This is a genomic window from Gimesia benthica, assembly GCF_009720525.1.
In the GTDB taxonomy this organism is placed as follows: Bacteria; Planctomycetota; Planctomycetia; order Planctomycetales; family Planctomycetaceae; genus Gimesia; species Gimesia benthica.
On the sequence record NZ_CP043930.1, the window covers coordinates 6394307 to 6406865 of the forward strand.

General features: G+C 49.4%; 6 protein-coding genes and 6 pseudogenes. 4 read left to right on the forward strand and 8 right to left on the reverse strand.

Features of this window, described 5'->3' with window-relative positions:
• Nucleotides 1-219 precede the first annotated feature (219 nt).
• From F1728_RS24835 to F1728_RS24850, 4 genes are all read right to left on the reverse strand, one after another.
• Nucleotides 220-423 carry a hypothetical protein gene (locus tag F1728_RS24835; RefSeq protein ID WP_145190885.1) on the reverse strand — a complete coding sequence of 68 codons (204 nt, stop codon included), beginning with the start codon at nt 421-423 and terminating at the stop codon, nt 220-222.
• A gap of 99 nt (nt 424-522) precedes the next feature.
• On the reverse strand, nt 523-3732 hold the full coding sequence (locus F1728_RS24840; RefSeq protein WP_145190888.1) for an efflux RND transporter permease subunit: 3210 nt from the start codon (nt 3730-3732) through the stop codon (nt 523-525).
• A 12-nt stretch (nt 3733-3744) separates the two neighbouring features.
• Entirely contained in the window at nt 3745-5220 is a 1476-nt protein-coding gene (locus F1728_RS24845) for an efflux RND transporter periplasmic adaptor subunit (RefSeq protein WP_145190890.1), read from the reverse strand.
• A 1274-nt stretch (nt 5221-6494) separates the two neighbouring features.
• A complete protein-coding gene (locus tag F1728_RS24850) occupies nt 6495-7649 on the reverse strand; it encodes an IS256 family transposase (protein WP_155366311.1) in 1155 nt (384 codons plus the stop codon).
• Between the two features lie 401 nt (nt 7650-8050).
• On the opposite strand from F1728_RS24850, the pseudogene F1728_RS24855 reads away from it, so the two are divergent.
• Nucleotides 8051-8587 (forward strand): annotated as a pseudogene (locus F1728_RS24855) (reverse transcriptase domain-containing protein); the annotation flags it as partial.
• Here F1728_RS24855 and F1728_RS24860 read toward each other — a convergent pair.
• Nucleotides 8527-8919, reverse strand: a pseudogene (locus F1728_RS24860) (integrase core domain-containing protein); the annotation flags it as partial. The pseudogenes F1728_RS24855 and F1728_RS24860 overlap by 61 nt on opposite strands.
• Before the next feature lie 223 nt (nt 8920-9142).
• On the opposite strand from F1728_RS24860, the pseudogene F1728_RS32685 reads away from it, so the two are divergent.
• Both F1728_RS32685 and F1728_RS32330 read left to right on the forward strand, forming a co-directional pair.
• Nucleotides 9143-9199 (forward strand): annotated as a pseudogene (locus F1728_RS32685) (hypothetical protein); the annotation flags it as partial.
• Nucleotides 9200-9263: 64 nt separating this feature from the next.
• Nucleotides 9264-9491 (forward strand): annotated as a pseudogene (locus tag F1728_RS32330) (transposase); the annotation flags it as partial.
• Between the two features lie 555 nt (nt 9492-10046).
• On the opposite strand, the pseudogene F1728_RS31870 reads toward F1728_RS32330, so the two are convergent.
• The 3 genes and pseudogenes from F1728_RS31870 to F1728_RS32445 form a co-directional block, all read right to left on the reverse strand.
• Nucleotides 10047-10745: pseudogene (locus F1728_RS31870) on the reverse strand (NAD-dependent epimerase/dehydratase family protein).
• A 170-nt stretch (nt 10746-10915) separates the two neighbouring features.
• Nucleotides 10916-11431, reverse strand: coding sequence for a hypothetical protein (locus F1728_RS24880; protein WP_145190906.1), 516 nt, complete (start codon nt 11429-11431; stop codon nt 10916-10918).
• Nucleotides 11432-11703: 272 nt separating this feature from the next.
• Nucleotides 11704-12226 (reverse strand): annotated as a pseudogene (locus F1728_RS32445) (efflux RND transporter permease subunit); the annotation flags it as partial.
• Between F1728_RS32445 and F1728_RS32690 the strand changes: the two are divergent.
• On the forward strand, nt 12222-12524 hold the full coding sequence (locus F1728_RS32690; RefSeq protein WP_145190909.1) for an STAS domain-containing protein: 303 nt from the start codon (nt 12222-12224) through the stop codon (nt 12522-12524). The pseudogene F1728_RS32445 and the gene F1728_RS32690 sit on opposite strands and share 5 nt — an antisense overlap.
• The last annotated feature ends 35 nt before the right edge of the window (nt 12525-12559 follow it).

Here is a 12559-nt window from a genome sequence, read left to right on the forward strand (position 1 = left end):
AGAGAGTCAGTGACGGATTTTTTAATTTTCACCGCCCTCATAATTCCAAAGCGTATTCTAGTCTCTTGTTATAGGTACGTTTCAGTGCACGTACTTTGTCTCAAATCCACTCGTCTCGAGCCACTTGTCTCAATGGCGAGCAGAATCATGAGTTTTAAGAGTGATCTCTTGCCATTTGGACAACGATAGGTTACATCGAGGACTGCCATGGTCGTACTTCTAAACTTCACAACCGAGTTTTTTCACTGCCTTAATGTGAATGTTAGCCTTCTGGCCATCGTCAAAATGAATCGTCTTCCATTTCTGCAGACGGTAACCAACGATTTCTTTTTCCGCAGCCAATACAGAATTTGCAAACAGACTCGCAGCAATCACCATTGTGATGCCACCAAATAAGGTCTTCTTCAAATTCATCGTAAACATAGTCATTTTCCTTTCAGTTTTGATAGACTAGAAGTTGCTGGAAGTATCTATACATCCCAGTGAAAGTTTCAAATTAAGTGTCGACTTCGGTATCGACAGTTAAGATTTTAAAATATCATGTACAGGCTGTTGACTCTCCAATGATTCTTCCATAAGAGGGATTTCAGTCGTCGTAGATTCTACGATTCGTTCACCTGCCTTGCGTCCGAACGTCCAGAGTAAAGCCGGACGAATGAAGAATTCCAAAATAGTGCTGCTGATCAGCCCACCCAAAATTACAGTAGCAACCGGATAAAGAATTTCCTTGCCTGGTTCCCCGGCGGAGAGAGCAAGTGGTACTAATCCGATGCCTGAGGTCAGTGCCGTCATTAGCACTGGAGCCAGCCGTTCTTGGCCAGCACGAATGATCATTTCTTTCGACCAGGACTCGCCTTCGTAACGGACCAAGTGCAAATAGTGATTCAGTAGCAAAATTCCATTCCGCGATGCAATGCCTCCTAATGAAATGAAGCCTACCATGGCAGCAACTGTCAGGGTTTGCCCGGTGATTAATAGAGCGATTACCGATCCGATAAAGGCCATCGGTAGCGCCATCATCACTTGAAGAGAAAAATTTATCGAGCGAAACATTGTGTAGAGTACCATCAGAACTCCAAACATTGAGACACCGAATAAGATTCCAATAGTACGGCTCGCACTTTTCTCACTTTCGAACTGCCCACCGTATTCGACGAAATAGCCGGACGGCAACGACTCAATGACTGGCTTTTGAGCAAGTTGCATTTCTGCCACGACATCGACCAGTCCACGACCTGTAACGTTACACTGAATGACAATACGACGACGCACGAGTTCACGGTTAATTGTGTTCGGTCCGCTAGATTTATATAGTTTAGCTAATGACGACAGTGGGGTCGTTCCTCCATTCGGCAGATCAATCGACAGCCGCTTGAGTGCTTCCATGTCTTCTCGATATTTTTCATCCATGCGAACAAGTAGATCGAACGTTCGTTGACCAAGCAGGACACTACTCACGACTTCGCCGTTCATCGCCGTGGAGATGTATTCATTTACATACGATGGAGTAAGCCCATACAATTCAAGTTGGTCACGGTCAAGTTGGATGCGGAGTTGCGGAATCTCAACTTGTGGTTCGACGAGCAAATCTGTGACTCCCTCAATTTCGCGCATCACTGCAGCCATTTCCTGGGCCTTTTGTCGGAGGATGTTGAGATCATCTCCATAGATTTTAATACCAACCTGGGCCTTCACACCGGATATCATATGCGAGATAAGATGCGCTAGAGGCTGTTCAACCGTTGTCACGATTCCAGGTATATCCTCCATCGCGTGACGAATATCCTCGATTACGACTTCCCGACCTCGATCAGATTCTGGATCAAAACTGATAATCATTTCGGAGACATTGACGCCTTCAGCATGCTCGTCAAGTTCAGCCCGTCCGGTTCGTCTGGAGAAGGCCTCAACCCCCTCAATCTTCATCAAACGTTCATTTACGGATTTCGCAATCTCATTCGACTTTTTTAATGCTGTACCTGGTGGCAAAACCACATTCAGTTGTGCCACACCTTCATTAAACGGAGGAAGAAAGTCCCGTTCCAGACTCGCCAGTGCTACAAAAGCAACAGCTACACCAGACACGCCGAATAATAACATTATTTTTGCGTAGCGGAGACTTAGAGAAATTGCGCCACCAGCGGCCCATTTCAGAAATCTTAAAAGTGGTCCATCCTTTTCACTCTCCATCAGCTTCGCCCGTGAGAGCAACCAGTAGGACAAGACAGGCGTTAATGTCAGGGATACAAGTAAAGAAGATAGAATCGAAACAATATAAGCTACACCAAGCGGTGCAAAGAGCCTGCCTTCCATGCCTGACAGAGCGAATAGCGGAATAAACACCAGTACGACAATCATTGTTCCGAAAACAATGGAATTGCGGATTTCGACACTCGCCTGAAAGACGACAAGAAGCGGGGGCTTCGGATTCTCCGCATGACGATTTTCACGAAGTCGACGAAAAATATTTTCGACATCAACAATGGCATCGTCGACTAGTTCGCCAATCGCCACAGCTAACCCGCCAAGAGTCATTGTGTTGATGGAAAGCCCGAAAGCAGTGAAGACCAGAGCGGTAATGGCGAGCGAAAGTGGGATTGCGGTCAATGTAATGAACGTCGTTCGAAAATTCATCAGGAACAGAAACAGGATAATGACAACCAGAATGCCGCCGTCTCGGAGCGCCTCGATTACATTCTCAATGGCCCGATCAATGAAGGCCTTCTGCGAGTACAACTCCGGCTGAATACGGATATCGTCCGGCAGTGATGGTTTGAGTTCTTCAAGCGCCTTCATGACCTGATCGGTAACTTCACGCGTGTCTGCGGTGGGCTGCTTGTTTACGGTCAGGACAACAGCCGGACCACCAGAAAACTCACCGTTCTCGTTTCGAATATACGCCGAGCTATCACCACGTTTGACTTGTGGCCCTTCCATGACCTTGGCCACTTGCGAAAGTCGTACTGGTCGCCCCTCGCGCATTATTACCACAACTTTTTTTAAATCATCAATCGTTTGCACGCGTCCAATCGCTCGTACGAGAAATTCATTCGGCCCTTGATCATCAAGATAGCCACCCGTTGCATTCTCGTTACTCTCCGCGCAAGCCCTTTTAACGTCGTGGAGTGTGACACCATATTTCAGTAGCTTGTCGGGGTCAACGAGCACTTGATACTGCATCCGCCCTCCACCCATCGTGAATACCTGGGAAACACCAGGAATGGTGAGCAGTCTTTGTCGAACAACCCAGTCAGCAAGTGTTCGTACCTCCAACGGTGAAGTTTTCTCGTCTTCGCTCCACATACCAATCATGATAATCTGGCCCATGATCGATGAAATGGGGGCTAGTTGAGGTCTTACTCCTTCCGGCATGCGATCCTGCACGAGTTGCAACCGCTCCATTACGATCTGCCGGTCGTTGTAGATATTGGTACCCCAGTCGAATTCGACATAAATCACCGAGATACCGACGCCAGCAGAACTGCGAACTGCTTCGACTCCATTGGCACCATTGATAGCGGTTTCGAGTGGAAATGTGATAAGCGACTCGACTTCTTCGGGTGCCATTCCTGGCGCCTCAGTCATTACAACGACTCGTGGCCGGTTCAGATTTGGAAAAACATCTATATCCATTTGGAGTGTTTGCCATCCACCAAACCCCAGCAGAAATAATGAGAATACAACAACTAGTAAGCGCTGACGTAGAGCAAAGCGAATTATGGAATTTAACATTGTTAGGTCCTCTTAGTGGTTATGTCCGGCATGAGGATCAACGCCACCGCCAGCTTTGTTCTTTAGTGCCACCTGCATTTGATGCGCTCCAGAAAGCGCGATCGCATCACCCGAAAACAGCGAACCATCATTGGCAATAACCACCGAATATTGATCGCTGTATTCAACGTGAACTGGTACACGGTCGAAATGGTCTCCGTTCTCGAGAAATACGTAGAACTCCGCCCCTTCCTGTGCCACAGCATCAATCGGCAACACAATTTTATTTTTCCAGTGCTCTACAGGAACACGGAGTCGCAATCGTTGGCCCGGTTTATATTTCCAATCGATAAAGTAATGACCATCATTGGTTTTTTTATTTCGTTCAATTTCGTTTGTAAGCCCCACGTAGAAGTGCATTGCGCGAGAGGACGGGACTACTTGGTTCGCGACATAGACGAACTTCAATCCATTGATGATCTCTGAATGTAGTTGGTTATCTTCACGAACAGCTGATACAGCTGATTCATTGCGCGCTGCAGCATGTAGTTCGTTACTGTCTTGCTCAAACGCATTTCCTTTGATGTATAGTTCGCTAAAATCCGCAAGAATACACAAAGTCTGCCCCGATTGGACGGACTGCCCTTTAATAATTTGCAAGTCCTGTACCACAAATGAGGACGTTTGCTTCTTTGATTTCTGGTTGCTATCTTGTGAAATATCAGAGACTTGTCTAAGGAGAGGTTCAGGTAACTGTAATTCGTTACCCTGCCCACTAGCAGGAGCATACACTAAGAGTTCGCGAATTAATTTTCGCTTTGATTCAATTTGAGAAATTTGAGTCTCTGATAGTCCATGTAGTAAGAGAGCTTCTTTCTGTGCGCTTAATATGGCATTTAATTTTTGTCTTGCATATTCTCGTTCCAAAATTACCTTCCCAGCCACGATGCCAGATGTGATCTTCTCTAAACGAGCGATTTCACGGTTTTCAACTTCTAATTCACCTATTGTTTGTAAGAATTTTGTTTGAGCCTGGACGAGATCTTCATGTGTGAGACGAATTTTAAACATTAACATTCCAGAACGAATGGCTTCTCCTTCAATGATGTGTATCTGAGTTACGATACCAGTCATGGGAGCGGTAATATGGATTCGTGTCCGTCCAGGACGTTCAACGATCATCGCTGGAATGTTCAAGGTTCGTTCATAGGTCTGCAACGCGACTTCACCAACAATCAATCCAATATTACGCCGCGCCTGCTCAGAGAGCTCCAAAGACGTTGAGTCCTCATGCGCATGACTAGGATCACCGTGGTTGTGACCACTGTGGCCGATGTCTTCTCCCTGGCTACCAGCAAGATTTTCGCCTGATTGTTTATTGATTAGTGAGAATTTTTGCTTGACGAGTGGAAGCCAAGTGTCACGAACACCCCAGCAAATTCCCGATATGAGGAGTACAGCTATTAAGCCGTACCATTTGAGCGAAATATCGCTTAATTGAAATCGCATGATACTATCCCGCGCTATCAGCGCAACAGAACACCATTTAGGTGAAAAGATACTAGGAAAGAAGAACGGACTTAGGTGCCAAGTGACACGCAAATTGCGCAGAAGAACTGTGACCCGGTCAGTTTACAGTTGAGAAGAGGCGTAGACCGCCTAGACCAGCCAGACCTGTTTGCGCAAGCGCATACTGGTGGATATTGAGTTAACCGGAATATCTCGACGGTACTCAATGCGTGTGGTAGATACATTGATAGAAGTGACTATCGGTGCAACTTCAAGTGAAGTTGCTTTTACCAATGCAGTTAATTCAATAGGAGATGAGCTTACATATGTACAAGAGCTTTCCTCACATGGAATATGGTCGTGCTCGTGATTCTCTGGGTTATTGTGTGAGGAGTTGCTAGCTATTGTATCAGTGTGATTGTGCGAAACCCAAGCTGTTGCGTGCATAGACAAACAAAGTGAAGTAAGCTGAGAACTCTCTTTATGCTCATGGTGAGGTATGTCATTGTGTGCATGCGTATGATGATAGCAACAACCAAGCAATGCATGAAACACTATGGATAAAGCAGCTAAAGTGCTTAACATACTGTTTGCCATGATTCTTGGGTACCTTTGAAGATATGCTATATTTATTATTAATAACAAGCAAGTAATTATTGCATATTGACAGTTTTAGGTCAATCTCTAAATTTATTTATAATATAATTACAGCTAGAAGTAAATGTGTTGTTGATCTTGCCCCCAACCTTGTACCAGTTGGAATGTTAGAAATCCAAGTTTTAATCATCCCTGGCGCGCCAGGGATGATTTTTTCGCAGTGCGTCAGGCATGACGCGCAGCGTCACGACCTGACGCTGTCAACCGGTAAGCGAAAGCGATCCGGGAAGTGACTTGTCGGGTGTAAGTCCCGATGGAGGCCTTGATGACAGGAACTCTTAGCCGAACTGCAAGGGTGTCCACCGCGAGGTGGAATCTGAAGGAAGCAGCAGGCAAACTCCTGGCCCGAGGAACACGAATCACATATGAGGCGCCGGTTGGATGGGCGAGAGGGCTGTAAGACTCGAAGCCCGATGTCATCTGGATCGAATCGGCGTATATGTGGCGGGTATATGGGAGGAAAGTCACGCGTCTTACCCTGAGAGATCTGAAACGGTGCCGTCTGGCTAGTGCCTCTGCAAGGAGTCGCGATGCCGTTTCAGAAGTCAGCCGAGGCCATAGGATAAAGCAACAAACATTCTGTAAATTTCCGGGGCCTTCGGTCTCTGTGATCAGCATTAAATTGTCAGGTATCTCATGCCGGTTTCCCAGTCGTCGCTGAGTTCCACCAGGACCGCGGTCACCAGCCTCAGCAACGACTCCTCATTGGGAAACAGTCCCGCTACGCGGGTACGCCGTTTTAATTCCTTATTCTGCCGTTCGAGCATGTTTGTGGTTCGCATCCGCTTGCGATGACCGGCAGGGATGGTGAATACGGTCAGTCCCTCGGGGATATTTTCTTCCGCCCAACTCGCCAGTTTCGGAGCTGTTTTTTCATGAGTGGAAACGAACCGTTTCAGTTCATTCAGCGCATCATCCAGGTCTCTGGCATTAAAGATATTGCGTAATTCATCGCTCACCTGTTTGCGCAAATGAACCTTGGGAACGTATTGCATCGCGTTTTGCATCAAATGAAACTGGCAACGCTGCCAGGGCGTGCCAGCGAGCATGTTCTGTCGTGCCGCTTTCAGACCTTCGTGTGCATCACTGACGATCAGCTTCACGCCATGCAGGCCGCGCTGGTTGAGTGAACCCAGGAATTCACGCCAATGGACTTCGGCTTCGGAGAGCGACACAGACACTCCAAGCACGCTCCGGTGACCGCTGGCCAGGACGCCGATCGCAATCAGCACGGCACAGTCCCGCACGCTGCCCTCCACGCGAACTTTTTCATAGCGGGCGTCGAGGATCAGGTATTCCACCTGCCCCAGCGGTCGATTACGCCACGTTTCCAGCTCTTCGTCGAGCAGTTTCGCTGCCCGACTGACCTGTGTACTGGTGACATCAAAGCCACAGAGTTCGGTGGTAATTTTGGCGACCTTACGGGTAGAGACGCCTTGAACATACATTTCAGCGATTGCCAGCTTCAGTGCGCGTTCACTCCGTTCGCCTCGTTCCAGTGCAGAGGGATAAAAGTCGCCATCGCGTGTCTGTGGCACTTGCAGTTCCAGCTTTCCGAGGCGACTTTGAAATGATTTCGGCTTGAAACCGTTGGCATAAGAACGGCGTGTTACGCTGCGTTGATACGGTTCGGCACCGAGGTATTCGGAACGTTCCAGCTTCATCGCTTCGTTGAACAGGATCTGGAGTGCTTGCGACATTTCATCGAACCCATGATCGGCCAGGAGCTGGACAGCGTCGAGAATGTTGTTAGATTGTTGTTGGTGGGCCATGGTTGCAGTTCCTTTTCTGTTGTGGAAAACATTAAAAAGAAACCGATCTGGCCCACCCTTTCAAGGGCTCGCCGGAGTGGTGCTTGTTATTTTCGCTACGCTCAAATAACAAGCACCACTCCGCCACACAGATAATTTACAGAAGAGATGTTACAGTAACGGCCATAGTAGCGCTGTATTGAGTGGCGTGAAGGGCCGAACCTTTTAACCTGTTTGATGCAGAAATTTCGATGTCCGATAACAGACGCAGACCGAAGGCTGAGATGCCTGAGCAACGATCGAGAGCAGGCGGCGGAACCGCCCAGGGTAAGTCGTCTGCGCGTCAAACGGACTCGGCAAGGACTGATCCCATCAGACTACCAGCGTTCTTTACTTTAGAGGAGGTACTCAGTCGAGAAAACATGTTGACTGCTTACCGGCGTGTGGTTCGTAATCAGGGAGCCCCCGGCGTCGACGGTGTGACCGTTGATCAACTGTGGGATCGCTGTTGCCAGCGCTGGGAAGCGATTCGGGAGGAACTGCTCAGCGGAACTTATCGTCCTGATCCCGTTCGGAAGGTGGAAATCCCCAAACCGGGAGGGAAAGGGATGCGGATGCTGGGCATACCAACGGTCATGGACCGACTGATCCAACAGGCACTGTTGCAGGTGCTAACGCGGTTATATGATCCCACGTTCTCGGAAAGCAGCTTCGGCTTCCGTCCGGGTCGTAGCGCCCATCAGGCGCTGGATCGAGCCAAAGCGCACATTGCAGCCGGCCAACGTTGGGTTGTCGACCTGGATCTGGAAAAGTTCTTTGACCGCGTGAACCATGATGTACTGATGGGACGTCTGGCACAACGGATCAAGGATCGACGCATCCTGAAACTGATTCGAGCCTATTTACAGGCAGGGATCATGGAAGGGGGCGTCGTCAGCCCACGCAGCGAAGGAACCCCCGATAACTCCACCGGGGTCTGATTTCCCAGTGAGCTGTGCGGGCGGTTTTCGTTGTAGTCCAGCCGCCACTGGTCAACTTGTTCCTGAGCGTCTGTCAGGCTTAAAAACCAATGCTGGTTTAAACATTCCTGACGAACCCGCCCGTTGAACGATTCAATATACGCATTATCGGTCGGTTTTCCCAGCCGACTGAAATCCAGAGTAACGTTGTTGAAGTAAGCCCATCAGTCCAAACTCTTTGAAATGAACTCGGGCCCGTTATCCACACGGATTGACTGAGGACAGTCTCGAGCCGCTTTGACGCGATCCAGAGCTGCCACCACATCATCTCCAGTCAGCCGTGTTCCCACCTGAATGGCCAGACTCTCACGACTAGTGTAGTGATTTAAAATTGTGGGAACTTATTTGGTAGAGTTGTCGTCTGATTTTCCAGATAAGGAGAATTGAGACGTGCGTATTGCAATTGCTGTCACATTGACAGCTGCAGAACGAATATTGCTGACTACGTGGTCGCGGGGGCGGAGCACGCCAGCCCGACTGGTACTGCGAGCCAAGATGATTCTCGCGGCAGCTCAAGGTCGCGAGAATAAAGACATTGCAGTGGAACTCGGTTGTACCAGGCGAACTGTCGGTACGTGGCAAAATCGATTTGCCGAGAAACGAATGGTGGGGATTGAAGCAGACGCCCCCCGAGTTGGACCTGCATTTAATTGTGGACAACTACGCCATTCACAAGCACCCCAAGGTGCAGAACTGGCTGAAGCGTCACAAGCGATTTTACATTCACTTCACACCGACAAGCAGTTTGTGGCTGAACGTCATCGAACGCTGGTTCCGCGACATTACCCAGGACCGTATCCGGAATGGCGTGTTCAAAAGCGTCTCGCAACTGGAGCAGGCGATATGATCGGAAGATCTACAAACATCGCAACCAGATCGAACGGTTCTTAGGGAGAATCAAACGCTGTCGACGTGTGGCCACTCGCTACGAGGAAAAAGCCACCAACTTCGCCGGCTTTATCTGACTGTCAGCATTCGTTACAGATATCATCCGAATGTCCGTACTATCTAGGGCTGCGGTCGTTTCGTGCTTTACCCAGGATGGCGGTACAAGACCGTTGTCGCGGTACCAAGTCGAAGTATCACGTCGCAGCGCGGCAACCATAGTGGGCAGCGTTTCACGCAATGAACGGCTAGGTTGCCAGCCCAGTGCATCGCTCGCACGGGTGATGACAAGCGCATAGTGATCGTCCGCCAAGTCAACCATCCACGGCTTGATGAAAGGCTCCTCCGCGAACGGCATGTGATCTTGAAATCACGCACCCGTCTTGGCAACCGACTTCGGGATCACGGTCGTTTCCCAAGGCTCACCATGAATCAATCGTCCGAATTCTGACTGCGATTCCGTGCAACCGAGCGTTTTCGGTTCTCCGATAAGAAACACTGATTCATCTGATAATTACTCGCGACGGTCGATGCATCGGTAGACGGCGTCGACGACGTCGTCTAAATGAACGAATGCTTGACCGCGGGATGGATCTCCTGGATAGACTCGACTTGTCAACTTCCGCTTGTAGATCCGCGCTATCTGATTTGCCAAGGGAATTGAATGGCAATCGTCGTCATAGACACCGGCGATTCTGAGATTGATAGACTTGATCGCACACCGATTCTTAGAAATGACCTGCTCGGTAGCGACCTTCGACTTGGGATAGTCCCACTTGGGATCAAGCGGCCAATCTTCATCGATCCGCTCGCCCGGCTCGCAGGGAGCATGAACCAACATCGTGCTGGAGAAGATGAATTGGTCCACTTCAAACTCACGCAATGCACGAAGCAGTCTCTCCGTTCCGCGAACTGTGACTTCTTCATACTTCGGACTCGGATCTCCCGAGAAGTCGTAGTACGCAGCATAGTATTAGTGTACGACCGACGCAATTTTTGTTCCGTATCCTTCACGAACGCGATGTATTCCTGCGTCGATACTCTCATCGTTCGTCAGGTCAACACAGACGTATTCCGCCTCCGTCGGCGGATGCGGATCACCTGCACGGTCAAATCCGATCACCTGGAAACGCTCAGCAAGCCGCTTAACCGTCGCCGATCCAAGCCGCCCGCTACTTCCCGTGATTAAGATGATCTCTTTCTTAGTTTTCATCACAGTTTTTCCGGTTTAGAATAGTCACTAATTAGCCACTTCGCCCGCCAAAGAGAGTCCGCACAGTCTTTCGGCCACCCAAGGACGGTATGTAAACAAACGCACTGCCAACTCGTCGCTACACTGCTGCGGTGAAAAGTGGCAGTGGTGCTTTGCCTGACGCGACACGGCTACTGTGTTTTTGTCTTGCCATTCGGCTCCTTCGTATTTTTCTTCATCTTTCCTTTCATCATGCCTTCCATCTTCTTCTTGCACATGGGGCACATCATGCCAGATTCACTATCGTCCATCTTCTTGGCTCTCATCATTGCGATCTCCATCATTGACATTGCCTTGCCAGACGACTTGCCAAGCATTGACCGCTGATCTTCGGTTAACACTTCCGCTGCCTTACTCTGAGCTTCCTGGGTAATAGCTCTCAGTTTCTGCTGTTGCTCATCTGTCAATTTCAACTCACTCGCTCTAGCCATCAGCAACGGCGGACTGTCAGCGGTCAAACTGATTCCCTTCAGGCCAGTCATCATGGGGCATTCCATCGACATTTTCTTGTCGTTCTGGCCACCTGCTTTCGAGTTGTTCTGCCCAAGTGCAGGCGATTGCAACGAGACAGCAAGCAGTGAGAGGAGAATGCCTCCAGCGCCTGCACAGATGCTGAACCGTGATCGAAAAATAGTATTGGTCTTCATAGCGTTTTTCCTTGTTCATGGGAGATAACGAAACTCCGCGCGTCGACGCAGAGCAAACTTCAGAATCAGTCGATGTTCCTCGCTTCTCGTCGATGTAGCTGCAAGTCACATACCGTACTGGGGTATTTTGAAGCGCAACGCTGAATCGACTGCAAATGAGCAGCTTTCGCGAAAGCTGCTGTACGTAATGGGCTTGCAAAGTGCGCATCCAGCGACCATTGCGGTTCGAGAACAGCCAGCGGCACGACTCATAAAGCAACGTTGTGCCTGATTCAACCTTTTTCCGCAGTGTGATCGATGTCTCGCAGATCTGTCCACGATTCCCAGATGGCGTAAATGGCAGGATAGATCAGCAGCTCTAACACAAATGACGTCACGACCCCACCGACCATCGGGGCGGCAATACGTTTCATGACGTCGGCGCCTGAGCCTGTGGACCACATGATCGGCAACAATCCCATCAAGATCGCCATAACCGTCATCATCTTTGGTCGCATTTGGTCGCATTTGGTCGCATTTGGTCGCATTTGGTCGCACGCGCTACACCGCGCCTTCCATGACTGCGTGTTCAGTGTCGTCAAATCTATGTATCCGCCCTTCGTCTTTCCATTTGTGGTATGCCACATCTAAGTACAACAACATCACGACTCCGGTTTCTGCATCGACACCCGCAAGCGCAATGATGCCAACCCACACGGCAACGCTCATGTTATAGCCAAGCATATAGATCAGCAAGAAAGAGCCAATCAACGAAAAAGGCACTGCAAGTAACACAATTGATAACTTGACAATGGAAGGTTCCGCGACGTTCATCCTTCTGCCGAAGTGGGCGGCGGCACTCGAGGCGGTCCCGCCTGGCGTCGTCCTGCACGTCGATTTCAAGGGGCTAAGCTACATCGATCACGCCTGCCTGGCATTGCTGATGAATTGGAAGAAGCAACATGAAGTGACAGGTGGGGCACTTATTCTGGATTGGGAAACGCTGCGTGCAAGATTCCATCACGCGCGCCCTCGTCCGCGACAAACATGTATTATAAGGCAAGACGCTCCCAATGCGGACGGCAATAGCCGCGAGCAACGAGGGGCGGCCTAATCATACCTTGCCCTTTTTGTACATTCGTGATAGTA